The 26,664-nt window shown below is 71.1% G+C and carries 27 protein-coding genes and 3 tRNA genes; 8 read left to right on the top strand and 22 right to left on the bottom strand.

Annotated features, from left to right (window positions below):
* Positions 1-108: 108 nt before the first annotated feature.
* The 7 genes from BLU27_RS13365 to BLU27_RS13335 all read right to left on the bottom strand — a co-directional run bounded on the left by BLU27_RS13365 (position 109) and on the right by BLU27_RS13335 (position 4,598).
* Complete coding sequence (locus BLU27_RS13365; RefSeq protein WP_092653766.1) at positions 109-1,005, bottom strand: hypothetical protein; 897 nt, start codon at positions 1,003-1,005, stop codon at positions 109-111.
* Positions 1,002-1,634 (bottom strand): hypothetical protein, encoded by a 633-nt coding sequence (locus BLU27_RS13360; RefSeq protein WP_092653764.1) that lies wholly within the window; start codon positions 1,632-1,634, stop codon positions 1,002-1,004. Before BLU27_RS13360 ends, BLU27_RS13365 begins: the two co-directional genes overlap by 4 nt.
* Before the next feature lie 246 nt (positions 1,635-1,880).
* A complete protein-coding gene (gene rplA, locus BLU27_RS13355; protein ID WP_092653762.1) occupies positions 1,881-2,591 on the bottom strand; it encodes a 50S ribosomal protein L1 in 711 nt (236 codons plus the stop codon).
* A gap of 112 nt (positions 2,592-2,703) precedes the next feature.
* Positions 2,704-3,135, bottom strand: a complete 432-nt coding sequence (gene rplK, locus BLU27_RS13350; RefSeq protein WP_092653760.1) for a 50S ribosomal protein L11 — start codon at positions 3,133-3,135, stop codon at positions 2,704-2,706.
* 52 nt (positions 3,136-3,187) lie between these two features.
* Positions 3,188-4,030 carry a transcription termination/antitermination protein NusG gene (nusG, locus tag BLU27_RS13345; protein WP_092653758.1) on the bottom strand — a complete coding sequence of 281 codons (843 nt, stop codon included), beginning with the start codon at positions 4,028-4,030 and terminating at the stop codon, positions 3,188-3,190.
* A gap of 77 nt (positions 4,031-4,107) precedes the next feature.
* Complete coding sequence (gene secE, locus BLU27_RS13340; RefSeq protein ID WP_092653756.1) at positions 4,108-4,368, bottom strand: preprotein translocase subunit SecE; 261 nt, start codon at positions 4,366-4,368, stop codon at positions 4,108-4,110.
* Between the two features lie 157 nt (positions 4,369-4,525).
* Positions 4,526-4,598, bottom strand: a tRNA-Trp gene (locus tag BLU27_RS13335).
* 207 nt (positions 4,599-4,805) lie between these two features.
* Here BLU27_RS13335 and BLU27_RS13330 point away from each other — a divergent pair.
* Positions 4,806-6,077 (top strand): pyridoxal phosphate-dependent aminotransferase, encoded by a 1,272-nt coding sequence (locus tag BLU27_RS13330; RefSeq protein WP_092653754.1) that lies wholly within the window; start codon positions 4,806-4,808, stop codon positions 6,075-6,077.
* A gap of 1 nt (position 6,078) precedes the next feature.
* Positions 6,079-8,133 carry an adenosine deaminase gene (locus BLU27_RS13325; protein WP_092653752.1) on the top strand — a complete coding sequence of 685 codons (2,055 nt, stop codon included), beginning with the start codon at positions 6,079-6,081 and terminating at the stop codon, positions 8,131-8,133.
* A gap of 21 nt (positions 8,134-8,154) precedes the next feature.
* Here the strand turns inward: BLU27_RS13325 and BLU27_RS13320 are convergent, their stop codons facing one another.
* The 9 genes from BLU27_RS13320 to BLU27_RS13285 form a co-directional block, all read right to left on the bottom strand.
* Entirely contained in the window at positions 8,155-9,231 is a 1,077-nt protein-coding gene (locus BLU27_RS13320; RefSeq protein WP_241827949.1) for a UDP-N-acetylmuramate dehydrogenase, read from the bottom strand.
* A gap of 2 nt (positions 9,232-9,233) precedes the next feature.
* The gene (locus tag BLU27_RS13315; protein WP_092653748.1) at positions 9,234-9,701 is read right to left on the bottom strand and encodes a MaoC family dehydratase; all 468 of its coding nucleotides are present in this window, start codon (positions 9,699-9,701) and stop codon (positions 9,234-9,236) included.
* Positions 9,698-10,147 carry an FAS1-like dehydratase domain-containing protein gene (locus BLU27_RS13310; protein WP_092657646.1) on the bottom strand — a complete coding sequence of 150 codons (450 nt, stop codon included), beginning with the start codon at positions 10,145-10,147 and terminating at the stop codon, positions 9,698-9,700. The genes BLU27_RS13315 and BLU27_RS13310 overlap by 4 nt, the downstream gene beginning before the upstream one ends.
* A gap of 167 nt (positions 10,148-10,314) precedes the next feature.
* The gene (rpmG, locus tag BLU27_RS13305; RefSeq protein ID WP_092653746.1) at positions 10,315-10,485 is read right to left on the bottom strand and encodes a 50S ribosomal protein L33; all 171 of its coding nucleotides are present in this window, start codon (positions 10,483-10,485) and stop codon (positions 10,315-10,317) included.
* A gap of 101 nt (positions 10,486-10,586) precedes the next feature.
* Positions 10,587-10,659, bottom strand: a tRNA-Met gene (locus tag BLU27_RS13300).
* A gap of 42 nt (positions 10,660-10,701) precedes the next feature.
* Positions 10,702-10,774: transfer RNA gene (locus BLU27_RS13295), tRNA-Thr, on the bottom strand.
* A 199-nt stretch (positions 10,775-10,973) separates the two neighbouring features.
* The gene (locus BLU27_RS13290) at positions 10,974-12,239 is read right to left on the bottom strand and encodes a glycerophosphodiester phosphodiesterase family protein (RefSeq protein ID WP_092653744.1); all 1,266 of its coding nucleotides are present in this window, start codon (positions 12,237-12,239) and stop codon (positions 10,974-10,976) included.
* Between the two features lie 298 nt (positions 12,240-12,537).
* A complete protein-coding gene (locus BLU27_RS29035) occupies positions 12,538-12,675 on the bottom strand; it encodes a hypothetical protein (RefSeq protein WP_157728518.1) in 138 nt (45 codons plus the stop codon).
* A gap of 57 nt (positions 12,676-12,732) precedes the next feature.
* The gene (locus BLU27_RS13285; protein WP_092653742.1) at positions 12,733-13,470 is read right to left on the bottom strand and encodes a ribulose-phosphate 3-epimerase; all 738 of its coding nucleotides are present in this window, start codon (positions 13,468-13,470) and stop codon (positions 12,733-12,735) included.
* A 138-nt stretch (positions 13,471-13,608) separates the two neighbouring features.
* On the opposite strand from BLU27_RS13285, the gene BLU27_RS13280 reads away from it, so the two are divergent.
* The 3 genes from BLU27_RS13280 to BLU27_RS13270 are packed head-to-tail and all read left to right on the top strand — an operon-like array spanning position 13,609 to position 16,432.
* Positions 13,609-14,715 carry a Gfo/Idh/MocA family protein gene (locus tag BLU27_RS13280; RefSeq protein WP_092653740.1) on the top strand — a complete coding sequence of 369 codons (1,107 nt, stop codon included), beginning with the start codon at positions 13,609-13,611 and terminating at the stop codon, positions 14,713-14,715.
* Positions 14,712-15,611, top strand: coding sequence for a sugar phosphate isomerase/epimerase family protein (locus BLU27_RS13275; protein WP_092653738.1), 900 nt, complete (start codon positions 14,712-14,714; stop codon positions 15,609-15,611). The genes BLU27_RS13280 and BLU27_RS13275 overlap by 4 nt, the downstream gene beginning before the upstream one ends.
* Complete coding sequence (locus tag BLU27_RS13270) at positions 15,608-16,432, top strand: DeoR/GlpR family DNA-binding transcription regulator (RefSeq protein WP_092653736.1); 825 nt, start codon at positions 15,608-15,610, stop codon at positions 16,430-16,432. Before BLU27_RS13275 ends, BLU27_RS13270 begins: the two co-directional genes overlap by 4 nt.
* 112 nt (positions 16,433-16,544) lie before the next feature.
* On the opposite strand, the gene BLU27_RS29030 is transcribed toward BLU27_RS13270, so the two are convergent.
* From BLU27_RS29030 to BLU27_RS13255, 3 genes are all read right to left on the bottom strand, one after another.
* Positions 16,545-17,312 (bottom strand): metal-dependent hydrolase, encoded by a 768-nt coding sequence (locus BLU27_RS29030; protein ID WP_277869295.1) that lies wholly within the window; start codon positions 17,310-17,312, stop codon positions 16,545-16,547.
* Between the two features lie 16 nt (positions 17,313-17,328).
* Complete coding sequence (locus BLU27_RS13260) at positions 17,329-19,203, bottom strand: diguanylate cyclase domain-containing protein (RefSeq protein ID WP_157728516.1); 1,875 nt, start codon at positions 19,201-19,203, stop codon at positions 17,329-17,331.
* Positions 19,204-19,405: 202 nt separating this feature from the next.
* On the bottom strand, positions 19,406-20,398 hold the full coding sequence (locus tag BLU27_RS13255; protein ID WP_092653730.1) for a TerC/Alx family metal homeostasis membrane protein: 993 nt from the start codon (positions 20,396-20,398) through the stop codon (positions 19,406-19,408).
* Between the two features lie 327 nt (positions 20,399-20,725).
* On the opposite strand from BLU27_RS13255, the gene BLU27_RS13250 reads away from it, so the two are divergent.
* Positions 20,726-21,148: an Hsp20/alpha crystallin family protein gene (locus tag BLU27_RS13250; RefSeq protein WP_092653728.1), complete on the top strand. Its 423-nt coding sequence runs from the start codon at positions 20,726-20,728 to the stop codon at positions 21,146-21,148.
* A gap of 107 nt (positions 21,149-21,255) precedes the next feature.
* Here BLU27_RS13250 and BLU27_RS13245 read toward each other — a convergent pair whose 3' ends face one another.
* The 3 genes from BLU27_RS13245 to BLU27_RS13235 all read right to left on the bottom strand — a co-directional run bounded on the left by BLU27_RS13245 (position 21,256) and on the right by BLU27_RS13235 (position 24,404).
* Positions 21,256-22,863 (bottom strand): GMC family oxidoreductase, encoded by a 1,608-nt coding sequence (locus BLU27_RS13245; RefSeq protein WP_092653726.1) that lies wholly within the window; start codon positions 22,861-22,863, stop codon positions 21,256-21,258.
* A gap of 139 nt (positions 22,864-23,002) precedes the next feature.
* Positions 23,003-23,725: a hypothetical protein gene (locus BLU27_RS13240; RefSeq protein WP_092653724.1), complete on the bottom strand. Its 723-nt coding sequence runs from the start codon at positions 23,723-23,725 to the stop codon at positions 23,003-23,005.
* A 121-nt stretch (positions 23,726-23,846) separates the two neighbouring features.
* The gene (locus BLU27_RS13235; protein ID WP_092653722.1) at positions 23,847-24,404 is read right to left on the bottom strand and encodes an RNA polymerase sigma factor; all 558 of its coding nucleotides are present in this window, start codon (positions 24,402-24,404) and stop codon (positions 23,847-23,849) included.
* Positions 24,405-24,421: 17 nt separating this feature from the next.
* On the opposite strand from BLU27_RS13235, the gene BLU27_RS13230 reads away from it, so the two are divergent.
* Positions 24,422-25,348: a serine/threonine-protein kinase gene (locus BLU27_RS13230; RefSeq protein ID WP_092653720.1), complete on the top strand. Its 927-nt coding sequence runs from the start codon at positions 24,422-24,424 to the stop codon at positions 25,346-25,348.
* A gap of 306 nt (positions 25,349-25,654) precedes the next feature.
* On the top strand, positions 25,655-26,653 hold the full coding sequence (locus BLU27_RS13225; protein WP_157728515.1) for a Gfo/Idh/MocA family protein: 999 nt from the start codon (positions 25,655-25,657) through the stop codon (positions 26,651-26,653).
* Positions 26,654-26,664 lie beyond the last annotated feature (11 nt).

The following is a 26,664-nucleotide window of genomic DNA, read 5'->3' as shown; positions in this document are numbered from 1 at the left end:
GGCCGCCCGACGTGCGGGACCTTCAGCCACCCCGGAGGGAGGCAACCAGCGGTCTTCGGCAGCCGCCAGAATACGGGACGGCTCCCCCAGCCACCAAATCGCCCCCGGTTATCGTCTGAGAACCGGGTGGGACTCGACCACCTGCACGTTGGCGTCGACGTCGAAGGTGACCGGCACGATCGGCTGCGGTGGGACGGAGTCCACGACGACCGTTCCCGTCCAACGCACCTGCAGGTGGACCTTGCCCTCACCGGCGGCGCCGAAGGTGTTCGTCACGTAGTAGCCCGGGTGGCCGTCCGGAAGCGTGCCGTCGAACTCCCGGCCTGCACCCTTGACGGTGTGGGCGCCTCCGTTGGCGTCGGAGAAGGTCCAGGTGTAGTCCGGAGTGGCGGTGATCTGCCCGTGCAACTCGAAGTGGCGTCCCTGCGACGGTGGCACCGTGATGTCGAAGGTCTGCGTTCCCGGGTCGTCGACCGACACGATCGTCGGCAGGTTGACCAACGTCCTGGGAGCCGGGTGCAGAGAGATCTTCGGCCTGGGCAGGTTCCGTTGGATCTCGTACTTGAAGTCGTAGCTGAGCTGCTCGATCGGGACCCACTCCGGCGTGGGGTAGCACTCTGCCGTCCCGTGCCACTTGGCGCGGTCGCCGCGATCCTTCCACTGATAGCGGACGACCGAACGGACGTAGATCGGCTCACGCGGATCCGGTGACAGGTCAGGGTTGCACCAGATGGCCAGCGGGTCGCAGTCGCCGATCCCGGCGCCCTGGCAGTCCCACGCCGGCTGGTTGATCAGGACCTCCTGCACCCAGTCGTTCGGACCGGGTGGCTGCGAGGGCGCGGGCGTTCCCCTGGGCGGCTGGTAGTAGCCCCTGCCCGACTCGCTGTACTGCCAGCCGACGTCCCCGCGCGGGATGTCGGCGAACGCCTCTGGCGCCACCAGCCCGAAGGCCGTCAGGAGAAAACCGCCCAGCGCGATGCCGATGACTCTCCTCGTTGCCCTCATTGCGACTTCCCCCCGGCTGTCAACTGCCAGTTGCCGCTGATCTCCTGCACGCCGTAGGTGTAGGTGACTCGTTCCGCGGGCCCCTGGTTGATCACCGTGCCGGCGGAGTTGTACTGCTTCCAGGCGGTGGACAGTGACCGTACGCGAACCATGTAGGTCCCGCCGGACTTGGAGAACACCTCGACGTGGTTCTGCGTGTAGAGGCCGCCGCTGAACTTCCCGCCACCGCTGTAGGTGGACCTGATGCTGGCGGCGAGCTGTACGCAGTCAAGGCATCCGCTGGTGTACATCGGGCGAAGCGTGGAGACATCGCCGTTCTCGATCGCCTTGTTGACCGTAGTGACGTACCTCGTCACGAACGCCCTCACCGCTGCGGCCTCCGGTCCGGTGGGCGCCGGACCGAACGTCTCGATCCTGCCGGGCTTGGTCGGGCTGGCCGACGGGCTCGGAGTCGGGGTCGGTGTGGCCGACTTCGTGGGGGTGGACTTCGCGGTCGGAGTGTCCATCGTCGCCGGCTGCGGAGAGTCCCCGCCGCACGCCGACGCCGACAACCCGAGAACGACACCGGCGACGACCGCGACCGCCCTGGTCGTCGATCGTCTGTTGGCCAGTCCAGCTGTGAAGCGCACGCGTACCCCCGTGTGTGCCCGTCGCCTCGCCACCCGTCCGCGACAAAGCGCTCATATCCTAACAGCGAGTGATCAGCGCCCGGAAGCGTCGACGATGGCCCGACGCACAAATGTCACCGGGCGTTGCCCAGGCACGGCGACGACTTCCGCTCGCCGGACGACCAGGCATCCGGCGTACGGAGAACCACCGAAAAGGCAGAACGCCCCCGCACCGAGAGGTGCGAGGGCGTCCTGGACGGGATCGCGTCAGGCCGAGGCCTCAGCGGTCGAGACGGTCTTGGCCGGGTCGACCGGAACGCCCGGGCCCATCGTGGTCGACAGCGTGACCTTGCGGATGTAGCGGCCCTTCGAAGCCGACGGCTTCAGCCGGAGCACCTCGTCGAGGGCGGCGCCGTAGTTCTCCGCGAGCTGGTCCTCGCTGAAGGACGCCTTGCCGATGATGAAGTGCAGGTTGGCGTGCCGGTCGACGCGGAACTCGATCTTTCCGCCCTTGATGTCGGTCACGGCCTTGGTGACGTCGGGGGTGACGGTGCCCGTCTTCGGGTTCGGCATCAGACCGCGCGGGCCGAGCACCCGGCCGAGCCGGCCGACCTTGCCCATCAGGTCCGGCGTGGCGACAACGGCGTCGAAGTCGAGCCAACCGCCCTGGATCCGCTCGATCAGGTCGTCGGAGCCCACGTAGTCGGCGCCGGCGGCGGTGGCGTCCTCAGCCTTCTGTCCGGTGGCGAAGACCAGGACCCGAGCGGTCTTGCCGGTGCCGTGCGGAAGGTTGACGGTGCCGCGCACCATCTGATCGGCCTTGCGGGGGTCGACGCCGAGACGCATCGCGACGTCCACGGTCTCGTCGAACTTCTTGCCGGCGTTCTGCTTGGCCAGGGCCACCGCCTCGCGCGGGTCGTGCAGGACGGCCTGGTCGACCTTCTCGGCCGCCGCGCGGTAGGACTTGCTGCGCTTCATGAACACTCCTGGAGTCGGATGGTGGAGTCGTGGTGCGGGCCAGCGCGGGCCCTCCCACCAGGACGCCGGACCGGAGTCCGGCCGGTTGTACGTGCGTACGGAGGCGTACGGGCTACTCGGAGACCGTGACGCCCATCGACCGCGCGGTGCCCTCGACGACCTTCATCGCGGCCTCGATGTCGTTGGAGTTCAGGTCGGGCATCTTCGTCTCGGCGATCTCCCGCACCTGGGCGCGCGAGATGGTGCCGACCTTCGCGGTGTGCGGCGTCGCGGAACCCTTGTCGAGGCTGATCGCCTTCTTGATCAGCTCCACGGCCGGAGGGGTCCGGGTGACGAAGGTGAACGTCCGGTCCTCGTAGATCGTGATCTCGGCGGGGATGACGTTGCCCCGCTGGGACTCCGTCGCGGCGTTGTAGGCCTTCGTGAACTCCATGATGTTGATGCCGGTCGGGCCGAGCACCGTACCCACCGGCGGGGCGGGGGTTGCGGCGCCAGCCTGCAGCTGGAGCTTGAGTACGGAGGCGATCTTCTTCTTCGGAGGCATGGTGTTCGGGTCCTCTTGGGTGGTGAAAGGGGCGAGAGTCCGGCCGGGGCCGTCAGACCTTCTGGATCTGCGTGAAGGACAGCTCCACCGGGGTCTCCCGGCCGAAGATCTCGACGAGGGCCTTCACCCTCTGTGCGTCGGGGTTGAGCTCTGTGATCGTCGCGTGCAGTGTCGCGAACGGTCCGTCGACCACCATGACCGAGTCGCCCACGGCGAAGTCGACGACCTCGGCCTTCTTCTTCTTGTCGGGCTCCTTGGTCTCCTCGACCGCCGGGGCCAGCATCTTCTCAACCTCGTCGAGGCCGAGCGGCACCGGCTGGTGAGCGTGGCCGACGAAGCCGGTCACCGAAGGAGTGTGCCGGACGGCTGCCCACGACTCGTCGGTGAGGTCCATCCGGACCAGCACGTAGCCGGGGAGCACGGTGCGACGCACCATTCGCCGCTGGCCGTTCTTGATCTCCGCGCGCTCCTCCTGGGGGACGACCACCTCGTAGATGTAGTCCTCCATGTTGAGGGACTGGATGCGGTTCTCGAGGTTGGTCTTGACGCGGTTCTCCATGCCCGAATAGGTGTGGATCACGAACCAGTCGCCGGGCTTGGACCGCAGGGCCGCCTGGAACTCCGCCAGGGCGTCCTCCGCGGTGGGCTCGGCGTCCTCGTCGGACTCCTCGGCCGCGGCGTCGCCGGACTCTTCGGCGCCCGCCTCGGGGGTGGTTTCGGAACCGATCCCGGAGCTGGTCTCTGAGCTGGTCCCGGGGCTGGTCTCGGGGCTGGGCTGCTCGGAGTCGGCGGAGGCCTCGTCGGCAGGCTGGCCGGCCGAGGCGTCGGCGGCGGCAGCTGCCTGCTCCGAATCCGCGCGCTGCAGGTCGCGGATCTCGTCGTCGAGGTCGGACACTCTTGGTACTCCGTCTTCTTCAGCGATTTCTTGATCGTCCGGCGGTGTTGCGGGGCTCCAGGGTGGCGTCCGCGCCGTCAGCCGAAGATCTTGAACATCAGCTGGCCGATGCCCAGGTCGAGCAGCGAGACGATCGCGATCACCACGAGCACGAAGACCAGCACCACCGACCAGTAGGTCGTCAACTGGTCACGGGTGGGCCAGATGACCTTGCGAAGCTCAGCCACCACCTGGCGGTAGAACAGGCCGACGCGCGCGGCGTGACTCCCGCCGCTTTCGCCCTTCTTGTCCGGGCGAGCACGCTCCGGGGTCGCGGTGGATCCGCGGGTCTCCGTCACTTTCGTCCTCACCGGTCCTCTGGCCCGGCCGGACACTCCGTCCGGGCTGGGAGGTCGCACTACATGAGGAACGAACGAACGTCCCCGTTAGTGCTACCACCCACGCATCGTCCGCCGGGGGCGACGCGCGCGACTTCGGCCGGCCGGCCGAGGCCTGCAGGGCAGGAGGGACTCGAACCCCCAACCGCCGGTTTTGGAGACCGGTGCTCTACCAATTGAGCCACTGCCCTACGGAGATCGGAAAGCCTCCACGTGGCGCGCTCGGGACCGAGTCGCCCGGGCACGCTTCGGAGAGGTCCTCAGACCACCGATGGAAGAGTGTACGGGGTCACGGCGCGGAAGGTCGAACCGACCCGGGCGGTTTGTACCGCCGCCGACTCGCCGACACTCTCGCCCCGCCACCGCTCGCACGCACGCGAGGTGCCACGATAACTGTCATGACCAGCCCTGAGAGCGGCCCGCCCACGCCGGCCGTAGACGAGTCCCTCGCAGCACCCGCGAGCGACCGGGCAAGGATCGCCGCCCGGGTCGCCGCCATCGCCGAATCGGCCACGTTGGCGGTCGACGGGAAGGCGAAGGCGCTGAAGGCGGCCGGGCGACCCGTGATCGGCTTCGGCGCCGGCGAGCCCGACTTCCCCACCCCCGACTACATCGTCGACGCGGCCGCGCAGGCCTGCCGCGACCCGCGCAACCACCGCTACACCCCGGCCGGTGGGCTGCCCGAGCTGCGCAAGGCGATCGCCGCGAAGACCGAGCGCGACTCCGGCTACGAGGTGACGCCGGCCCAGGTACTCGTCACCAACGGCGGCAAGCAGGCGGTCTACGAGGCGTTCGCGCTCCTGCTGGACCCGGGCGACGAGGTACTGCTCCCCGCGCCGTACTGGACGACGTACCCCGAGTCGATCGGGCTGGCCGGCGGCGTGACGGTCCCGGTGCTCGCCGACGAGACCCAGGACTACCTCGTCACGGTCGAGCAGCTGGAAGCCGCCCGCACCCCGCGGACCAAGGTCCTGCTGATGTGCTCGCCGTCCAACCCCAGCGGGGCGGTCTACCCCGTGGAGCGGCTGCGCGAGATCGGCCAGTGGGCCGCCGACAACGGCCTGTGGGTGATCACCGACGAGATCTACGAGCACCTCACCTACGACGGCGTGAAGTCCGCGTCGCTGCCGGTGCTGGTGCCCGAGCTCGCCGACCGGTGCATCGTGGTCAACGGCGTCGCCAAGACGTACGCCATGACCGGCTGGCGGGTCGGCTGGCTGATCGGCCCCACCGACGTGGTGAAGGCCGGCACCAACCTGCAGTCCCACGCCACCGGCAACGTCAGCAACGTCGCCCAGCGGGCCGCGCTGGCCGCAGTCTCCGGTGACCTGTCCGCGGCCGCGACGATGCGGGAGGCGTTCGACCGGCGCCGGCGCACGATCGTCGAACTGCTGTCGGACGTGCCCGGATTCACCTGCCCCACGCCGAAGGGCGCGTTCTACGCCTACCCGTCGGTGAAGGGCGCACTGGGCAAGCTGATCCGCGGCCGCCGGCCGGCCACCTCCGCCGAGCTGGCCGAGCTCATCCTGGAGGAGGTCGAGGTCGCGGCCGTCCCGGGCGAGGCGTTCGGCACGCCGGGCTACCTGCGGTTCTCGTACGCCCTCGGCGACGACGACCTGGTGGAGGGCGTCACCCGGATCCAGAAGCTGCTGTCCGAGGCGCAGAGCTGAGGTGAACGGAGCCCGGCCCGAGGTGCGCCCGCTCGACACGCTGCCGAAGGCGCATCTGCACCTGCACTTCACCGGGTCGATGCGCCACGAGACGCTGGTCGAGCTGGCCGGGCAGCACGGCCTCCACCTGCCCGAGGCCCTGCGGGACGAGTGGCCGCCGCACCTGCTGGCCACCGACGAGAAGGGCTGGTTCCGCTTCCAGCGGCTGTACGACATCGCCCGGTCGGTGCTGGTCACCGCCGACGACGTACGCCGGCTGGTGCGGGAGACCGTCGAGGACGAGGCGCGCGAAGGGTCGGGCTGGCTGGAGATCCAGGTCGACCCCTCCGGCTATGCGAGCCGGTTCGGCGGTATCACCGCGTTCACCGAGCTCGTCCTGGACGCCGTACGCCAGGCCGCCGACCGGACCGGCGTGGGCGTCGGGCTGGTGATCGCCGCCAACCGGACCCGGCATCCGCTGGACGCGCGCACCCTCGCCCGGCTGGCCACGCAGTACGCCGGGCACGGCGTGGTCGGGTTCGGGCTGTCCAACGACGAGCGCCGGGGGCGGCCGGAGGAGTTCGCCCGGGCGTTCTCCATCGCGACCGCGGCAGGGCTCGGCTCGATGCCGCACGGCGGCGAACTGTGCGGCCCGGACAGCGTGCGCGGCTGCCTGGACCTGCTCGGCGCGACCCGGGTCGGCCACGGCGTGCGCACCGTGGAGGATCCCGCCCTGCTGGACCGGGTGGCCGAGGCCGGGGTGCCGCTGGAGGTCTGCCCGGCGTCCAACGTCGCGCTGGGCGTCTACCCCGAGCCTGAGGTCGTGCCGTTGCGCAAGCTGTTCGACGCCGGGGCGCGGATCGCGCTGGGCGCCGACGACCCGCTGTTGTTCGGGGTACGGCTGGTCGGGCAGTACGAACTGGCCAGAGGGCTCGGCTTCACCGACGCCGAACTCGCCGAACTGGCGCGGATGTCGGTGCGTGCCTCCACGGCGCCTTCGTCGGTGCGGGACCGGCTGCTGGACGGGGTCGACCGCTGGCTGGCCGAGCCGGCAGAGGCGGAAGAGCCGGCGAAGGTGGCGCAGCCGCCCGAGCACGAGCGGATCCGGGCGGGCGGCGCGTCCACGTCCGCCGCGAACGGTCCGCAGCGGTGGGAGGACCGGTTGGAGGCGCTCGGCCTCCCGGTAGGGCAGCCCCTCGGCGCCGGAATGGACGGGGTCGTCTACGCCGTGGACGACGACACGGTGGCGAAGGTGTGGTTCCGTCACTCGCCCGCGACGCTGCACCGGCTGCGGGACTTCTACGCCGACCTGGACGCCGCCGGCCTGCCGTTCGCCACGCCGTGCATCCACGCCGTCCGTGCCGCCGACGGTACGCCGGTCACGATCGAACGCCGGCTGCACGGCCGGCCGCTGTCGGAGTTCGTCTCCGCCAACGGCCCGACCGAAGCTGCGCTGCGTACTTTCGTCGACGTACTCGAGGCCCTGCGCGAGACCAAGGGCGGGCCGTCGGCCCGGGCGTTGCCGGTGATGGCCGAGGAGGACGCGTTCTACCGCGACGCGGGCTCGTCCTGGCCGACCGCGCTGCGCGCGCTGGTCGACCGCCGGGCCGAGGCGTACGGCGACGTGCTGCGGTCGGCGGTGCCGGGGTTCGACGCCCTGCTGGAGCGGGTCCGGGCGGGCCTACGGGCTCTGCCGGACGGCGAGGCCGCGGTCGTCCACGGCGACCTGTGCCCGCCGAACATCCTGGTCGAGCAGGAGAGCGAGGGCTGCGACCTGCGGGTGACCGCCGTCTTGGACTGGGCCTTCCTGACCACGGCCGGCGACCCGGCGTTCGACGCCAGTCTGGCCGCGGGGTTCTTCGACATGTACGGCCCCAAGGCACGGGAGATCGACCAGACGCTGAGCGGGCGGATCGTCGCGAGGTTCGGCTACCCGCCGCCGCTGCTGCACCTCTACCGCGCCTGCTACGCGATCGTCGGTGCGAACGCCTACGACCCGACGGGCGGCGACGGCCACTTCGCCTGGTGCGCGGACCAGTTGCGCCGGCCGGACCTGCGGGCTGCCCTCGGCCTGTGACCCGGGGGGCCGTCAGCGGGTCTACAGTTCGCAGCCGACCAGGACGGGCTCGTTCACGAGGTCGACACCGAACCGTGCCAGGACGCCGGCCCGGATCTCCCGGGCCAGTGCCAGCAGGTCCGCGGTGGCGGCGCCGCCGGTGTTGGTGAGCGCGAGCGTGTGCTTGCTCGACAGGCGGGCCGGTCCGGTGCCGTATCCCTTGCCGAACCCGGCGTGCTCGATCAGCCAGGCGGCACTGGTCTTGACCAGTCCGTCGCCGGCCGGCCAGCGGGGCGCCTTCGCGGGCAGCCCGGCCGCCGCCTCCGCCGGGATCACCGGGTTGGTGAAGAACGACCCGGCGCTCCAGGTGTCGTGGTCGGCGGCGTCGAGCACCATTCCCTTGCCCGCCCGCAGCCGGAGCACCGCCGCCCGGACCTCGGCGGACGGTGCCCGCGCGCCGAGTTCGACCCCGAGGGTGCGGGCGAGTTCGGCGTACTGCACCGTCGCGCCAAGCTCCCCCAGCCGGAACTGGAACATCACCTCGAGTACGACGTACCGCAGAGGTGAGCGCTTGAACCTGCTGGTGCGGTAGCCCAAGCCGCACTCGTCCGCGGCGAACGTCCGCACGGCCGAGTCCTCCCGGTCCCACACCCGCACCTGCGCGAGGGTCTGGGCCACTTCCTGGCCGTAGGCGCCGACGTTCTGGATCGGCGCGGCGCCGACCAGCCCGGGGATCCCCGACAGTGCCTCGACACCCACCCAGCCCTCGGCGACGGCGCGGGCGACCAGGGCATCCCAGTTCTCCCCCGCGGCGACCCGTACGACGGCACCGCCGCAGCCGTCCTGCGACTCCACTCGCACACCTCGGGTGCACACGTGCAGGACAGTCCCGGGGAATCCCTCGTCGGCGACCACGACGTTGCTGCCGCCACCGAGGACCAGCAGCGGTTCGCCGGCTGCGTCGGCGCCGCGCACCACGTCGAGCAGGGCGGCCTCGTCGTCGACCTCGACCAGCCGCTTGGCCGGGCCGCCGAGACGAAGCGTGGTGAGCTCGGCGATCGGGACGTTGGTGCGTTCGGGCACTGCCCGACGGCCGGGAGTGGAGAGATGGTCGGGCACGGTCAGTCCAGCCGGACCATGGCTCGGGCAGCGCCGAAGACCTTCTCGCCGCCCGCGACAGCGGTGAGGTCGACCCGCACCACGCGGTCGGGCAGCTTGTCGGCCACCTTCCCGCCGAACGTCACCGCCACTCCCTCGTCGTCGTCGGGAACCGTCACCGGGCGGGTGAACCGGACGGAGTACTCCACCACCCGGGCCGGGTCGACCGCCCACTCGGTGAGCACCCGGGCGCCGGCGCCCATGGTGAGCATGCCGTGCGCGATCACGTCGGGCAGGCCGACCTCGCGGGCCACCCGGGCGTTCCAGTGGATGCGGTTGAAGTCTCCGGAGGCACCGGCGTAGCGGACGAGGTCCTCACGGCGCACCCGGATGGTGACCGAGGGCAGCTCGGTGCCCTTCTCCACCTCGTCGTACGCCGGAACGCCGCCGAGGGCACGCGGTTCGCCGGTCTGCGGGCGTTCGGCGTTCATGCGGCCTCCTCGCGGTGGACCACGCTCGCTCGCGCGGTACAGACAGGCGTGCCGTCGGCGGTCTGGATGTCGGTGCGGGTGAGGATCAGGTCGGTGCCGGCGACCTGACGCACGCTCTCGATCGTGAGCGTGGCCACCAGTTCGTCACCGGGGTGGATGGGCCGGTCCGCGGCGAACTTCTGGTCGGCGTGCACGACCCGGTGCAACGCGAGCCCGGTGGTCGGGTCGGCGAACAGTTCGTTCAGCAGCTGGAACGCCACCACGATCGGGAACGTGGGTGGGGCCACCACGTCGGGGTGGCCGAGCGCGCGGGCAGCGTCCGGGTCGCGGTAGACGGGACTGGGGTCACCGACGGCATCGGCGAACTCGCGGATCTTCTCGCGGCCGACTTCGTACGGCGTCTTCGTCGCGTAGGTTCGGCCGACCAGCGTGGAGTCGACGGGCATGTACGCGACCGTACCGGAGCCGAGCGGCCGGAGCCCGCTCGCCCGGCCGGGTGTCCCGGCGGCCCCCGGTTCACTCCGGACACACTCCGGATTCACTCCGGGCACGCGAAAAGGGCCGCTCCCACCAGTTGGGTGGGGCGGCCCCTTCGACGCGGAGCGTCGAGAACCTATCGAGTCTCGCGGTGCGCCCGGTGGGTCCGGCAGCGCGGGCAGAACTTCTTGATCTCGAGCCGGTCGGGGTCGTTACGACGGTTCTTGCGCGTGATGTAGTTGCGCTCCCGGCACTCAGTGCACGCCAAGGTGATCTTGGGGCGGACGTCGGAACTCTTGCTAGCCACGGGATGCCTCTTGTGATCCGTCGGGACAGTCGGTCCTGCAATGGTACGCAGTCATGCGAGAACGGCCACGCCGGTGGTCTCCCACCGGCTGGCCGCGGTCGTAGCGGTGGCCGGACTCGAACCGGCGACACAGCGATTATGAGCCGCTTGCTCTACCGTCTGAGCTACACCGCCGCCGGACCGGTTGGCCGCCCGAGTGGGCGGCTCCGGCCGCAGAGCCCCAATACGGAATCGAACCGTAGACCTTCTCCTTACCATGGAGACGCTCTACCGACTGAGCTATTGGGGCGAGCGACAACCGAGAATACAAGAGTCCCGAACCCCCTCGACACCGGGATACCGCCGAAGCGGTGTCCTTGGTGCGAGTCGCCCGATCCGGGCATGACACGACCTCTCGGTCACATCCTGCTCAGACCGCACGCAGCGCAACCGGCAACAAAGGTCACCGGCCCGCCGGGCTTCGATCTCCCTCGGCAGCCGGGGATACCTTACGCGGTCGGATCGTCGGCCGCGACGTCGACCACCACCCCGTCGGGTCGGTGGAGGGCCACGCTGTTGCGGCCGCGGGCGAAACCGGCCCCGGACGGCTCGGCGAAGTAGCGGGCAGTTCCGCCCGGCCGCCCGTCCTGCTGACCCCCGCGCGCACCGTCACCGCCACCGTCGCTCTCACTGTCACGGCCACTGTCGGGGCCGGGCCCGGCGTGCACCTCGAGGATTCCGCGCGCCGGGATCGTCACGCCTGGCGCGATCGGCAGCCGCACACCCGGGTCGTCGCGTACGAACCATCCACCGAGATCCACCGGCTCGCCGGTCAGGTTGCGCAGGACGGCGTACCGGCCGCTGTCGGCGGTGTCCCCAGCACCATCGGCGGGGCCGTCCTCCACGCGTTCGACGACCACCGTCTGCGCCGGGAACGCCGGCCGGCCGTCGAGCACCGCCCGGGCCGGCCCGGGGTAGTTCTGGATCACCGCGGTCGCCCCCTGCGCTGCCAGCGAGGCCACCGCCGCCGGGTGGTTCGGGCACCAGAACGCCGGCCTCATTCCGGCCGCCCGGATGCGCACCAGGTCACCGGGACGCAGCCGCCGGAAGTTCGGGATGAAGAAGTCCATCCAACCGCCGACCTGGCGCAGGGTGTCGTCGTCGGGCACCGACTCGACGATGCCGCCCAGCGGAACCGCGTGGTCGATCTCGGCGGCGAACTTCGCCAGCGGGTCGAAGTAGAACGACGTGGCGACGAACCGCCGGTGCCGGTCGGGTGCGGTCAGCCAGCCGCCAGGAGTGGTGCGGAGCACCTCGGTGACCGCCGGCACGAAGTCCGGATGCCGGTTGGCGCCCTTGAGTTCGGCCCACAGGCCCATGCCGTACTCGTCGAGAGCCGTGAGCGCCTCGGCGAGGGTCGGGATGCGTTCACCGGCGAAGCTGTCGGCGAACCACGAGCCCGCGTCGAGTTGGCGTAGCTCGGCGAGGGTGAAGTCGCCGGGCTGCCACGGCGCCCGGTCGGGGAAGACCGTGGTGACGTCGGTCGTGCGTACCAGCGTGTTGTCGTGGAACAGGACCGGCACGCCGTCCCGGGTGAGCACCACGTCCACCTCGACGAAGTCCGCGCCCTCCCGTGCGGCCGCCCGGATCGCCGCGACGGTGTTCTCCGGTGCCACTCCCGACGCGCCGCGGTGGGCGACGACGAGTACCGGTGGGGTCTCGTGCTCGCTGCCGGCGTCGGAGTGGTCGTCATGGGAAGGAACGGGCGTACGCATCGAGCGAATCCTCCTGGCGGGCGCGGGGGCCGGACATGGCGAAGCGGGCCCGGACGAGCCTGGCCCGCTGGTCTCTGGTGATCGCTGCCGATCTTTTGATTGCGCCGATCTGCTGATCGTTCGTGATCAGATTGTCCGACACCACCGGCGACGTCCAGTCGAATGCTCACATGTCGGCGACTGCCGCCATCGGCGATTCACGCAGTCGCGCGTCGGCCGACCGGATCGCCGGCCGATCACCGGACCCGCTCGGCCCGGCGCGCCGAGGCGGATCCGGTGGGTCGGCGGCTCGCCGGGTTCAGTGCTTCGAGCGGCGGGCCATCGCCGCGGTGGCGGCAGCAACGCAGATCAGACCGGCCACCATGCCCATCGCCTTCAGGGCGCGACGCGGACGGCGAACGCCGCGCATGTCCTTCATCCGGGACCTGGACCCCATCGTGCACCTCTCTTCGAGAAACCACGGCACACCCGTGGACTTCGGCCGAGAGTTCCTCTACCCGATCGACGGCACATCCCCCGCCGAGGGTGAATATTTCGTGTCACCGGACGGACCACCGGTCCCGGCACCATCGCCGGCCGGTAGGTCGTGCAGCCACCGCACCGCCGCCACCGGGTCGTCGGCGCCGAACACCAGGGAGCCGGGCACCACCCCGTCGGCACCGGCCCGGGCCAGGGCCGGGGCTGTGTGAGTACGGATGCCGCCGTCCACCACGATCCGCGGGATCGAACCCGAACGGGTGCCGCCGTCCGAACGGGCCGCGACCAGGTCCTCGACCCGGGCCGCCGTCGCCGGGTCCTGCTCGCATCCCTTCACCCCCACCACGGTCCCCATCACCAGGACCCGGTCGGCGTCGTCGAAGTGCGCGACGGCGTGACCGGTGGCTTCGTGCGTCTCCAGGCCGAGCCCGGCCCGCACGCCGCGGGACCGGATGGTCCGCAGGGTCGTACGAACGTCGGGGCAGGCGCCGGCGTGCACGGTGATCAGCTCCGCACCCGCGTCGGCGAACCGGTCGATCCAGTCGTCGGGGTGGGCGACCATCAGGTGGACGTCCAGCAGCGCGTCGGTGCGGGCGCGCAGCGCGGCCACCAGGTCGGGGCCGAAGAGCAGGTCCGGCACGGCGTGCCCGTCGAACACGTCCAAGTGGAACCCGTCGGCGACCTCGGCGAGCCCGTCGACGGCGGCCCGGAGGTCGAGCAGGTCGGCGGACCAGAGCGATACGTAGGCCTCCACGGAGGTCTCCTTCGGTGAGGGAAGAGGTTCGGTTTCACCTCGGACGGCCGGGTCGCCGACTGCACGACTTTTCGCTTAGACTCGGTTCAGGTCGGAAACCGAAACTGACCGAAGCGACCCGAAACGAAGGGTACCCGGATGACGAGTCCCGCCGCTCCGCCGCCTCCACCCACGCCGCCGCCTTCGCCCGAATCCGGAGCCACGCCCGCTCCCGCCTTGCGGCTCGGGGTGATCGGCTGCGGCCGGATCAGCCAGGCCGTCCACCTGCCCGCGATCGCAAAGACCGGAGCGCTCACGCTGGTCGGCGTCGGCGACACCAGCTCGCGACTGGCGCAGGGAGTGGCGGCGAAGTACGACGTTCCCGCCTTCGCCACCGTCGAGGATCTGCTCCGCGCGACGCGCCCGGACGCGGTGCTGGTCGCCGTTCCCGACCGGTTCCACCACCCCGTGGTCACCGCCGCCCTGAACGCCGGCGCGCACGTCCTGGTGGAGAAGCCCGCGGCGGCCACGAGTACCCAGGCGGCGGAGCTCGCCGACCTGGCGGACGCGAAGGGCCTCAAGCTGCAGGTCGGTGCGATGCGGCGGCACGACCCGGGGATCGCGTACGCGCGCGCGGCCGTGCCGCGGCTCGGCACCCTGCTCAGCGTCAGCAGCTGGTACCGCATCCAGTCCCGGTTGCGTCCTCCGACGGAGGCGGCGCTGTTCCCCGCCATGGTGGTGGACGAGGACGTTCGCCGGACCGAGGCGGGGTTCAAGGCCGACCGGGCGCACTACCTGCTGAACACCCACGGCGCGCACGTCTTCGACGCCCTCGCCAACCTCGTCGGGGTCCCGTCCACGGTGCGGGCGCAGTTCGCCGGTCACGGGCGCGACTGCAGCTGGCACGGGACCGGACGGCTGCCCGGCGGCGGGCTGGCGTCGTTCGAGATCACTGCCGACATCCACGCGGACTACGCCGAAGGCATGGACATCCACGGCGAGTACGGCCAGGTCAGCATCCGGTCGACGTTCCCGTTCTTCCGCCAGGCCAGCACCGTGCGGGTGCACCTGGAACGCGACGGCGAGACCCGTAGCCCCGTGTTCGGCGCCGCCGATCCGTACCAGCTGCAGCTGGAGGCGTTCGCCGCGGCGATCGCGGCGGACGAACCGGCCAACCCCTCCGGCGCGGACGGCGTGACCGCCCTGCGGCTGATCGAGGCGGTCCGGGACAGCGCCGCCGCCGACGGCAAGGAGGTCGCCCCGTGAGTGACACCGTGACCACCCCCGCGCGCGATGCCGTACACGATCCTGCCGAGCTGGGCATCTTCGCGCGTACCTTCCCCCGGCCGACCGCGGCCGAGGTCGCCGCGGCCGTCGCCGCGCACGGCTTCACCACGACCCAGCTGAACCTCTCCGCCTTCGGCCGGCCGACCATCCCCTACCCGCCGACCGGCGCAGGCCATCCCGACGGCCCGCTCGACTACGCGCGGGTCGCGGCCGACTTCGCCGCCGCGGGCGTACGGATCTGGGGCGTGTCCGCGACGTACAACACGATCCATCCCGACCTCTCCACCCGGCGGCGCCAGACGGCCGCCGCGGCCGCGTTCATCCCGTACGCCGCCCGGCTCGGCGCCGAGGTCGTGACCCTGTGCACGGGCACCCGCGACCCGGACGACATCTGGCGCCGGCACCCGGGCAACGACGAGCCGGCGGCCTGGCAGGACCTGCGCGAGACGCTCGACGTCCTGCTGCCCGCCGCGGAGGGGGCCGGCGTCCGGCTCGGCGTGGAACCCGAACCCGGCAACGTCGTCACCGACGCCGCCCGGGCCCGGCGGCTGCTGACCGAGCTCGGCTCCGACGCCCACCTCGTCGGCATCGTCCTCGACCCGGCGAACCTCCTGGACCCGGCCACCGCAGGTCACCAGAAACGCATTCTCACCGCGGCATTCGACACGCTCGGCGACTCGGTCGTGGGCCTGCACGCCAAGGACGTGGTGACCTCGGGCTACGCGGCCGCGGGCACAGGGCTGCTCGACTACGACCTCGTGCTCGCGCTGCACGCGGCGCTCCCCCGCCGGGTGCCGGTCATCGTTCAGGACGCCACCGAGGACGACGTGCCGCGGGTACGTGATTTCCTGCGCGCCCACGAGCCTGCACGATGACCGGGCCCGGCAGCAGGGCGTTCACCGAGGAACGCCGTACCCACATCCTCGAGCTGGTCGAGTCCCGCGGCCGGGTGCGGGTGGCCGAGCTCGCCGACCTACTCGGGGTCGCCGAGCCCACCGTCCGCAAGGACATCGCCGACCTGGACCGCCAGCACCTGCTGCGGCGTACGCACGGCGGTGCGCTCGCTGTCCGCCCGACGTACGACCCCGAGCTGGCCACCCGGGCCCGGCACAACGTCGAGGGCAAGCGGGCCATCGCGAAGGCGTGCCTGGCCCGGATCGCCGACGGCGACGCCGTCTACCTCGACAGCGGGACGACGATCCTGGCACTCACCGAGGAACTGCGGCTCGCGCTCACCGGGCCGGCCGGCGGTCGGGGCGAGCCCGCTGAGGGCCGTCACCCGCGGCAGGTGAACGTGCTCACCAACGCCGTCGGCGTGGCGCAGGTGCTGGCCGACGTACCCACCGTCCGGCACACCGTGCTCGGCGGGCAGTACCGCACGCTCGGCGGCTGCTTCGTCGGCCCGCTGGCCCTGGAGGCGGTACGGCAGTTCACCGTCAACACCGCGTTCATCGGGGTGACCGGGCTGTCCACGGCCGGGTTCACCGTGTCCGACGTCGCCGAGGCCGAGCTGAAGAACGCGGTGATGGACCAGGCCCGCCGGGTGATCGTGGCGATGGACCACACGAAGGTCGGCGCGCACGACTTCCGCAAGGTCTGCGACCTGGACCGGGTCGACGCGATCGTCACCGACCGGCACCACGACGACCTCGCCCGGCAGTGCACCGACGCCGGTGTCGAGCTCGTCGTCGCCTGACGGTGGGCGGTCTCTCGCCGGTCGCGCGGGTTGTCGGCAAGTCGCCGACTACCCATCGACGTAAGGCCCCGATGGGGCTAGCATCATCTTCGAGCCGGGCCCTTAGTTCGGCTCACCAAACTTCCGGCGCGGCCGCCCGAGTTCCAACCGGGCCGGCCGCGCCGATCGTTGTGGCGACCGAACCGCTGATGCGGTCCACGAGCGCGGTGACGCGCGGGACGTGGGCGTACAACCCGGCGAACGTCACCACCACCATCGCCAGCGCGAGCACGTGTTCGTACCACCGACCCGTGGTCAGCGGGCCGCTCCCCATCCGGTTGGGCCGCCCGTCCAGCCAGCTGAACGGCTTGGGAATCGACCCGACGGTGAGCGCGTCCGCACCGATGTGCACCAGCACACCCACCATCGCGGCGAACGGCAGCCAACTCGCGTCGGCAGCCGCGCCGTTGCGGACCAGCCACCAGCCGGCACCGGCGGAGACCAGCAGGTTGATCGGCCAGGACTTCTCGTACTGGCCGGGAATCACGAAGTGGCACGCCCGCAGCGCCAACCCGACGGCGAGGGCGAGTACGGCCATCAGAGTCCACTGGTTCAGCCCGGCCAGGAAGACCAGCAGCGCCCAGAACAGCGGTGCGACGACGAAGTCGTGGGTCCCGCCGCGATGTCCGCGGCCGAGCCAGCAGACGACGACACCCAGGGCGCGGGACAGCGGACCCCACATCCGGGTCACGGTCGATGAGTGGTGGTCCAGGTCCGGAAGAAGTGCCATGCCGCCGCAGCAGGCGACCCAGGCGAGCTGACCGGCCATCCGGTCGTGGGGTACCAGCGGCAGAGCCACGGCACCGACGGCCATCCCACAGACGGCGTGCGTATGTCCCATCACCGCCGAAACGATCTCACTGCCGCAGCGAGGCACCCGCACTGGGTCGAGGTCGAAGATCATCCATGGAGTCCACCGCCGGGCCCGCCGCGGGAGCCACCGTCTGCGGGCTGCCCGCACCGCCTCGGTGCATGGGGCCACCCAACGCGACGACCTTGCCCGCGGCGGGTACCTGCTGGTCCGCGGGCACGGCGGTCTCTGCGAGTGCGGCTGGTGCGGCTGGCGCCTGGACCAACGAGGTGTCGTGCTCGCCGACGACCACGGAACCGGGCTCGTGAGCGACCGAGCCGTCGCGGGCGGACGCGCCCTCGTGGACAGCCGCGCCTTCGTGGCCGGCCGGACCGTCGCCGTCGGGAGCGTCGCCGTCCGGAGCGTCGCCATCGACAGCCTGGATGGAGTCGGTGCCGGGCGCGTCCACGCCGCCATAGGTGTGCAGCAGCTTCACGCGGTACATCGCCTGGTCGGCCGTACGCAGCAACTCGTCCACGCTGTCCGCCCCGGCTGTGGACGCGCCGAGCCCGATGCTGACCGCGACCTGGACCTCGCGCTGCCCGAACCGGACCGGGCGGCGGACGTCGGCGGCCAGCCGGCGGGCGAGAACGGTCGCTTCCTCCTCGGTCGTGTCGCGCAGGGCGAGGACGAACTCGTCACCGCCGATCCGCGCCACCACGTCGTGCTTGCGGACCAGTGCCCGCAGCCGCCTCGCCACCTCGACCAGCACCACGTCACCGACCTCGTGGCCGTACTGGTCGTTGATGTGCTTGAACCGGTCGATGTCGCAGAACAGCACGCACACGTCGCGACGCTCGGCGACCAGCTGGTGCAGCCGGGACCGCAGCTCGACACGGTTGGACAACCCGGTCAGCGGGTCGTGGGCGGCGAGGTGGGCCAGCTGCTCCTCACGGTCGTGGCGCTCGCTGACGTCCTCAAGGTGGACGAGCTTGAAGTCGGGTACGCCGGTGGCGTCGACCACCACCGAACAGTTGGTGGACACCCACACCACCCGGCCGTCGCGCCGCACCATTCGCAGGTCGCCGCGGTAGGTCCGGCGGGCGTTCGACCACAGGTGCCGGTCCTTCGGATGGGTGACCTCGGCCAGCCCGCGCCTGCGCAGCTCCTGGTCGGAGTAGTCGAGCATGTGGCACAGCGCGGCGTTCACCCGGCGCAGCTCTCCCTCGTCCGCGGCGGCCAGGCTGACCACGGCCATCCCGCTCGGTGCGCTCTCGAAGACCTGCCGGAAGCTCTCCTCGCTGGCCTGCAGCGCCCGGTGCTCCTGCTCCAGCCGCTCCATCGTGGACAGGACCTCGGAGTGCAGCCGGGCGTTGTCGACGGCGACGGCGGCCTGGGCGGCGAACATCTCCAGCAGCTCCCGCTGCAGCTCGCCGGGTACCCGGCCGTCCAGCGGCAGGTCGACGCTGAGGACGCCGACCAGCTCGCCGTCCGGGGCGTACAGCGGGGCGACCAGGGCGTCCTCAGGGTGCCACGCACCGGGCGTCTCCGCCGCGCCGCCCTCGTCGGAGACCCACACCGGCACCTCCGACGGCACCTCGACGCCGTGCGGGACGAACCGCAGGGTGCCCCACGGCACGGCCGAGGCGAGCAGGTCCTCCCACGCGTCGCGCGGGCCGCTCTGACCCTCCAGCGCGGCGCGGACGTCGGGCGGGCCGGCCACCGCCGCCACCCGCAGGCTGTCGCCGTGGACGACGTTGATGGCGGCCACCCCGAACCCGAGGCTGCTCACCACGCTGTCCACCAGGAACTGCAGGGTCGCCGACAGGTCGCGGGCCGAGCTGAGCTCCCGGCTGACCCGATGCAGCATCCTGAACGCGTCGAGTCGTTGCCGCAGGCCGTGCTCCTCGTCCACAGCGCCCCCACGCGGTCGTTCGATCACTGGAGGGAGCCTAGCCTGATCCGATCACGTCGGCTCGGACGCAGTATCCGGCTCGTGCGCTCGCGCGCACGCGCGGGCCGCACCCCTCGACCGGCCCGCGCGCCGCGCGGTCGCCCCCGGCGGCTTCCCCGCCACAGGTGGTTCGAGGCAGCCGCGGGCGCGGATTGGCCGCCGCGGTCGGGACCAGGAACTCAGCCGGCGGTCAGTCGTTCCAGCGTGCGGGCTCGGGCTCGCGGGTCCGCGCCCGGGAGCCGGCCACGCTGGCGACGCTGGTCACGGTGAGTGTCGCGGCGATGAACGCCAGCGACGCCACGATCCCGATGTGCGGCAGGTGGACCGGGCCGATGTCGTTCAGCCCCTCGCTCTCCATCGCCTCCAGGACGAGCTTCACGCCGATGAAGCCGAGGACCACGGCCAGGCCGTAACTGAGGTAGATCAGCCGGTCGAGCAGGCCGCCGAGCAGGAAGTACAGCTGGCGCAGCCCCATCAGCGCGAACGCGTTGGCGGTGAAGACCAGGAACCCTGCCTGGGTCAGGCCGAAGATGGCGGGGATCGAGTCGAGCGCGAACACGACGTTCGCGGCGCCGATGGCGAGGACGACCACCAGCATCGGGGTGAACATCCGGCGGCCGTCGACGCGGGTGGTCAGCCTCGACCCGTCGTACTCCCCCGACGTGGGTACCACCCGCCGCATCAGCCGGACGATGCGGCCGTTGTGGAAGTCCTCCTCCTCCTCGTCGTCGCCCTGCATGACCAGCTTGATCGCGGTGTAGATGAGCAGCGCGCCGAAGATGTAGAACACCCACTCGAACGCGTGCACGGCCGCGGTGCCGGCGGCGATGAACGCCGCGCGCAGGACCAGGGAGATCGCGATGCCGATGAGCAGCACCTTGTGCTGGCTGACGGCGGGTACGGCGAACCGCGACAGCAGGATGACGAAGACGAACAGGTTGTCCACGCTGAGGCTGTATTCGGTGATGTAGCCGGCGAGGAACTCACCGGCCGGCCGGGACCCGGCGGTGAGCAGCAGGCCCAGGCAGAACGCGCCGGCGAGACCGACGTAGAGCAGGACCCAGAGCGTCGCCTCGCGCATGCTCACCGTGTGCGGGCGGCGGTCGGCCCAGATCAGGTCTGCGACGATGATCGCGGTGATCGCGAGGACCGTGACCACCCACACCCACAACGGCACGTGCATGCAACACCTCCGGCGATGGACGGACGTCTACGCCGGAGGTCTCCTCCGCCCGGGCACGGCATGTCCGGACCGGTGGCCCCGGGCCCGTCGTGGACGAGCCGTGATGACGACGCCACCGCGTGGGAGTACTCCCCTCCAACTCAGCGAGCAGTGTAGTGGGGACGCGGTGAGCTCGAATGAGCGAAGTCTCCGCGGGGCGTGCTTGACGACTCCCTGGGCGCGCGCTAAATAAGGAGCTAGTTGAGTCGAGCAGGCTCAAGGTAGTTGTAGCGAGACAGATCAGAAAGATCAGGATCGTAGGTTTCTGAGCGTTTTCCGGGAGTCACGATGTTGATGCGCACCGACCCGTTCCGGGAGTTCGACCGTCTCAGCCAGCAGCTGCTGTCCTCCGCGGCCCGGCCGACAGCCGTACCCATCGACGCCTATCGCAAGGGCGACACCTTCTACGTCCACTTCGATCTTCCCGGCGTACGCGTCGAGGATGTCGATCTCACCGTGGAACGCAACGTCCTCACCGTGCGTGCCGAGCGGCGCGCCCCGCGAGACGACGAGGTGGAGATGCTGGTGGCCGAGCGTCCGCAGGGCACCTTCACCAGGCAGCTGTTCCTCGGCGACACGCTGGACACCGATCGGATGGAAGCCGACTACGAAGCCGGCGTACTGACCGTGAAGCTGCCCGTCGCCGAGCAGGCCAAGCCGCGCAAGGTGCAGATCAGCGGCGCCTCCGAGCGCCAGAAGATCAGCGCCTGACGCAGGCTACTTCGCACGGATCCCTCGGGGCGGTCCGGCCGACTGGCCGGGCCGCCCTACTCTGTCGCCGCGCCATGCCGGACCGCGGATCGGCCGCCCCCGACTGCTCATGCCCGCTGGAGGATGAGGTCCGCCGCGTGCCAGGCCATCGCCATCACCGGGCCGTTCAGGTTGCCCGAGACCATGGCCGGCAGCACCGAGGCGTCCATGACCCGCAGGTTGTCCACTCCACGGACCCGGAGGCGGGAGTCGACGACGTCCGTGTCGGCCGGGCCCATCGCGCAGGTGCCGATGGCGTGGTAGCCGCAGTAGCCGGAGTCCAGCATGGTGTCGATGACGTCCTCGTCGGTGCGGACGCCCGGGCCCGGGAACGTCTCGGTCGCCAGCCGCGCCGCGATCGGTTCGTGCGCGAAGAACTCCCGCATCCGGGCGAGGACGTCCACGGCGATCCGGCGGTCGTGCTCCGACCCCAGGTAGTTGGGCTCCACGTCCAGCGGCGCATCCGGGTCGGCCGAGGTGATCCGGACGATCCCTTCCGCGGTGGGCCGGAGGATCTCCGCCACGGCGGACAGCCCGGGCTCCCGCTCGACGGTGACCGCCTCCCCCGCCTGGTAGGTCGCCACCGACCACGGCCCCATCAGCACCTGCGCGTCCGGGCGATCGAGTTCGGGCCGACTCTTCATGAACGCGAGCACGTCGTACGCCGGTGTGGCGAGCGGGCCGTCCCGGCGGACCAGGTATCTCAGCGCGGTGAGTCCCTGCCGCGCCGGTGACGACAGCATCCGGTTGGTGCCGAGGTTCTCACGGAGCCGGAACTTCAGCGGCAGGCACCGATGCTCGCGCATCCGCGCTCCGACCAGCTCCCGGTCCAGTCGTACGTCGACACCGGCGGCGCGCAGCACCTCGGCCGGGCCGATGCCGGACTGCTGCAGCAGCTTGGGCGTACCCAGGCTGCCCAGGGACAGCACCACCTCGCGCGCGGCCGGGAACTCGACCGTCGCCCCTGAGGCGTCCCGGGCCCGTACCCCGACCACCTTGTCGCCGCCGAACACCAGGCCGGTGACCGTCGTGCCGGTGCGCACAGTGAGGTTCGGCCGATGGCGTACGGGACGAAGGAACGCGGTGGCCGCGCTGACCCGGCGGCCGTCGCGGATGGTGGCCATGGTGTGCCCGATGCGTTCACCCTCGGACTCCTCGGCGTCGTTGACGTCCCGCACCGGCGTGAGCCCGACCGAACGGCCGGTCTCGACCATCTCCACCGAGAGCGGGTCGGGCGTCCGTGGTGGTGAGATGCCGAGCGGGCCGCCCGCGCCCCGGCTGGCCGAGGAGCCGAAGATGTTGTCCTCGAACCCTCTGAAGATCGGGAGGATCGTGTCCCATCCCCAGCCGGGGTTGCCGAGCCGGACGAGGTCGTCCCAGTCGTCGCGGCCGCCCCGGTTGTAGACCAGGCCGTTGATCGAGCTCGACCCGCCGAGGACCTTCCCCCGAGGCCACACCTCCGGTCGCGCCCGCGGGCCGAAGGGCCGGGTCTGGTAGTGCCAGGCCTTGCGAGGGTCGTCCATCAGCTTCCCGAACCCCTTCGGTACCCGGAACAGCGGATGGCGGTCGGGCCCACCCGCCTCGACCAGCAGCACCCGCACGCCCGGGTCGGCCGACAGCCTGTTGGCCAGTACGCAGCCCGCGGACCCGGCACCGACGATGACGTAGTCGAACACGGCGGCCCCTCCTCCTGCTCCTCGTGAATTCCCCGAGGATGGTCCGCCTGGCCGGCCGGCGCATCCCCCCGGAGGAGGAGTACGCCGGTCCGGCGGCGGAGGGTGGAAGGCGCGTGCCCCTGGTGCACCAGGAAATGCCTTAGTCCCTGGCGATGTTCGCGGCCTCCTTCGCCAGGTGGTCGACCTCGGCCGGGGTCACGTGGTCGGTGACGTCGACGACGCCGACCCGGGTGCCCACGGAGAAGACGATGTAGCCACCGGCGGCCGTGTCGGAGTCGTACGCGGGGAAGTAAGTGACGTTCGCGTCCGACTCCACGGTGACCGCGGCTCCGTACCCGAAGTCGCCCCCGGAGATCCCGTCACACACGTCGACCAGGGACACGATCTCGTCCGCCGTGGCCCTCGCCTCGCGCGCGGTCCGCGTCTGGGCCACCTGCTCGACGACGCGCCGGCCGCTGCCGGCTTCTCCGACCAGCTCCGAGCCGATCCTCGTCACGCCCCGGCTCGGCAGGACGTCGGCGAACGTCTGGTCACCCGTGCACGGCCCCAGTTTCTCCGCCGGGTCCGGGTCGACCCGGGTGAACGAGTGTCCGGTCACGTCGTAGTAGAGGCGTTCGCGGATGACGTTCTCCTCCGAAAGGGCGTCGCGCGCCGCCTTCGTGGTCGGCTTCGTCGTGGTCGGCTTCGTCGTGGTCGGCTTCTTCGCGGTCGGCTTGCGCGTCGTCGACGCCTTCGCGGTCGAGGTCCGCGACGTGACGCCGGCCTCGTCGTGGGCGTTCGCGATCTGGGCGGCGCCGGCGCCTCCACCGACGCCGGTGACCACAGCGGCGAGCACGGCTACAACCGCATGAGTGAGCTTCATGTCGTTCCCCCGAAAGGAGTTGGGCGGTCTGTTTCCGCCGTTCACTCGTTCCGATGCGCGCGCAGCATGGTTCGTTGGTGGCCGGTTGTGAAAAGGAGGTGAGGAAGACGTGCGCGTACGGTCACAGCCTGGTCGTCAGTGCGGACCGCATGAACTTCCGTGCGACGTGGATCCGGTCGCGGACCGTGGCGAGCGAGGTGCCGGTGATCGCCGCGATCTCCTCGTACGGCAACGATCCGAGATCGCGCAGCACGAAGGGCTCCACGACCTGAGGCTTGCTCCGCTCCAGTTCCGAAAGCGCCTCCATCACGTCGAGCCTGGTCCCGGCCATCACGCTCGTGGTGCGCGGATCCGCCGTCTCGGGGAGTTCGGCGACGCCGTTCTCGGCTGCCCGTCGGCGCAGGCGCCGGTAGGTCATCCGGGCGCTGTTCGAGGCGATCACCGTGATCCAGCCCTCGAACGAGCCGCTGCCGGTGAAGTCGCCGATGTTCCGTGCGATCGCGACCAGCGCGTCCTGGGCGGCCTCCTCGGCATCGTCGAGGTACGGCAGGAATCGTGAGCAGCGCCGGAGGAGCAGCGGTCGGATGACGCCGAGCAGTTCCTCGAGCGCGTCGCGGTCGCCCGAACGTGCGCGCGCCACCAGCTCCGGGAGCGGCACCGGGTCTGCGAAGGAGCTCATAGGACAATCTTGTCCCCATGAGGCAGGTCGGGCGATACCGCATGCGGCGCGTGCTCGGCTCCGGCGCGTTCGCGACGGTGTGGCTGGGCGATGATCCGGCCCTCGAATCGGACGTCGCGATCAAGGTGCTCGCCGAGAACTGGGCGAACAACGCGGACGTACGGGAGCGCTTCCTGGCGGAGGCGCGGCTGCTGCGCCGCGTCGACGACCCCCGGCTGGTGCGGGTCTTCGACGTCGGGGTGAGCGACGACGAGGAAGCGCGCCCCTACTTCGTGATGGAGTACATCCCAGGCGGGACGCTCGCCGACAGGATCGGTTCGCTGAGCACCCGGGAGGCACTGGCGTACGGCGTGGCGGCCGCCGGGGCCGTCCAGGTGCTCCACGACGCCGGCATCGTCCACCGCGACGTGAAGCCGAGCAATCTGCTGATCGACGACCGCTGCACGCCACCTCGGCTCGTGGTCTCCGATCTGGGCAGCGCGAAGGTGCTCGCGGAAGCCTCAGGCTTCACCGTCACGACCGGAACCCCGAGCTACATGGCTCCCGAGCAGGCCCACCAGACCGACGGCTTCGACGGCCGAGCCGACGTGTATGCCGTGGCCGCCGTCACCTACCACCTGCTCAACGGGCAGCCGGCCTTCGCGGACCGCACCGCGGCGGCGGTACTGGACCGTGGGGCCGACAGCAGGCCGCCTCCCCTGGCGGCACGCCTTGGTCAGCCCGCGGCGCTCGACCGCCTCCTCACCCGCTCGCTGAGCTGGGACCCGGCGAAACGTCCGGCCACCGCGGCGGAGTTCGCCCGGGACCTCGAGCGTTTCCTGACCGGCGAGCCGCACTCCCGGCCCCGCTCGGCACGCGAGGTGCCGACCGTACCGACGCTGCTGTTCTGTGTCGTCCTCGCGGTGGTGCTGTTCACCGTCACCTACCAGTTGCTGACCCCGTGATCCCTGGCCCGATGATCCCTGGCCCGATGATCCCTGGCCCGATGATCCCTGGCCCGATGATCCCTGGCCCGATGATCCCTGGCCCGATGATCCCTGGCTCGGTGAGTGTCGGCTCGGTGAGCGAGGGGGGCGGCCAAGACCGGGTCGATGCGGGTCGATCCAGGTCGCCGGGGTTGCGGCCGGCGACTGGGGCGGACGACGCTGCTCGCGAACTGATCGAGTCCCGCCCTGTCTGACAAGGCGGCGTTGACGGACGGCGCCGACAGACTCCGCTGGCAGGACGGCACCGACCGGAGGAGGCAAGTGGTGCTTGACATCGGGGTGGTGGGTGCCGGCATTCGAGGCCGGATGTTCACCCGGGCGCTCGGCCAGCTCCAGGACGTGCGCGTGGTGGGGGTCGTCGACCCGACGCCGGCCGGAGCCGCGCTGGCGGCCGAGTTCGGCGCCGCAGCCTATGAGGGCCACGAGGACCTGCTTTCCGAACACGACCTCACCGGCGTCGTGGTGGCCACCCCGGACTTCGCCCACCGGGACGCGGCGGTCGCCGTCGCCCGGGCGGGGATCGGCCTGCTGGTGGAGAAGCCGCTGGCGACCGACGTCGGACAGGCCCGCGAGATCGAGGCCGCGGTGGACGCCGGCGGCGGCCCGGCGATGGTGGCGTTCGAGAACCGCTGGAACCCGCGCTTCGTCGCCGTACGGCAGCAGATCAGCGAGGGCGCCGTCGGCGACGTGCTCTTCCAGTGCGCGCACCTCAACGACACCAGGTTCGTGCCGGAACGGATGCTGTCGTGGGCCGCACGGACCACCCCGGCGTGGTTCCTCATGCCGCACACGGTCGACCTGGCGCTGTGGCTGTCCGGGCGTACTCCCCGCTCGGTCTTCGCGACCGGCCTGCGACGGGAGCTGGCCCGGGACGGCATCGACACCTACGACGGCGTACACGCGCTGGTGACCTTCGACGACGGGACCACCCTCGCGCTGCAGTCGCACTGGGTGCTGCCCGAGTCCTATCCCAGCGTGTTCGACTTCCGGTACGAACTCGTCGGCAGCCGGGCCGCGGTGCGGGTGGACGGATCCGACGAGGGCGTCCACTTCGCCGGGCCGTCCCTGCAGTGGCTGCACCACACGACGGTGGAACGCGACGGCCGGCTGGTCGGCGTGGCCGCGGAGATCGCCCGCGACTTCGCCTGCCTGCTGCGGGGCGAGCCGGTGAGCGTACCCACCGTCGCCGAGGGCGTTGCGGTCACCGCCGTGGTGGCCGCGGTCCACGAGAGCGTCACCTCCGGCCGGGTCGTGAGCCTCTGACCCGCTGGGAG

This window comes from Actinopolymorpha singaporensis, from assembly GCF_900104745.1.
GTDB classification, from domain to species: Bacteria; Actinomycetota; Actinomycetes; order Propionibacteriales; family Actinopolymorphaceae; genus Actinopolymorpha; species Actinopolymorpha singaporensis.
The sequence above is the reverse complement of the archived record's forward strand: the minus strand, read 5'-3'. Positions and strand labels throughout refer to the sequence as shown.

Bases quoted from the DNA above. Each gene is read 5' to 3' on its own strand.
- BLU27_RS13365 (WP_092653766.1), bottom strand. From the start codon at position 1,005: ATGAGGGCAACGAGGAGAGTCATCGGCATCGCGCTGGGCGGTTTTCTC.
- rplA (WP_092653762.1), bottom strand. From the start codon at position 2,591: ATGAAGCGCAGCAAGTCCTACCGCGCGGCGGCCGAGAAGGTCGACCAG.
- rplK (WP_092653760.1), bottom strand. From the start codon at position 3,135: ATGCCTCCGAAGAAGAAGATCGCCTCCGTACTCAAGCTCCAGCTGCAG.
- BLU27_RS13330 (WP_092653754.1), top strand. From the start codon at position 4,806: ATGACCAGCCCTGAGAGCGGCCCGCCCACGCCGGCCGTAGACGAGTCC.
- BLU27_RS13315 (WP_092653748.1), bottom strand. From the start codon at position 9,701: ATGAACGCCGAACGCCCGCAGACCGGCGAACCGCGTGCCCTCGGCGGC.
- BLU27_RS13310 (WP_092657646.1), bottom strand. From the start codon at position 10,147: ATGCCCGTCGACTCCACGCTGGTCGGCCGAACCTACGCGACGAAGACG.
- BLU27_RS13290 (WP_092653744.1), bottom strand. From the start codon at position 12,239: ATGCGTACGCCCGTTCCTTCCCATGACGACCACTCCGACGCCGGCAGC.
- BLU27_RS29035 (WP_157728518.1), bottom strand. From the start codon at position 12,675: ATGGGGTCCAGGTCCCGGATGAAGGACATGCGCGGCGTTCGCCGTCCG.
- BLU27_RS13280 (WP_092653740.1), top strand. From the start codon at position 13,609: ATGACGAGTCCCGCCGCTCCGCCGCCTCCACCCACGCCGCCGCCTTCG.
- BLU27_RS13270 (WP_092653736.1), top strand. From the start codon at position 15,608: ATGACCGGGCCCGGCAGCAGGGCGTTCACCGAGGAACGCCGTACCCAC.
- BLU27_RS29030 (WP_277869295.1), bottom strand. From the start codon at position 17,312: ATGGGACATACGCACGCCGTCTGTGGGATGGCCGTCGGTGCCGTGGCT.
- BLU27_RS13255 (WP_092653730.1), bottom strand. From the start codon at position 20,398: ATGCACGTGCCGTTGTGGGTGTGGGTGGTCACGGTCCTCGCGATCACC.
- BLU27_RS13250 (WP_092653728.1), top strand. From the start codon at position 20,726: ATGTTGATGCGCACCGACCCGTTCCGGGAGTTCGACCGTCTCAGCCAG.
- BLU27_RS13240 (WP_092653724.1), bottom strand. From the start codon at position 23,725: ATGAAGCTCACTCATGCGGTTGTAGCCGTGCTCGCCGCTGTGGTCACC.
- BLU27_RS13235 (WP_092653722.1), bottom strand. From the start codon at position 24,404: ATGAGCTCCTTCGCAGACCCGGTGCCGCTCCCGGAGCTGGTGGCGCGC.
- BLU27_RS13230 (WP_092653720.1), top strand. From the start codon at position 24,422: ATGAGGCAGGTCGGGCGATACCGCATGCGGCGCGTGCTCGGCTCCGGC.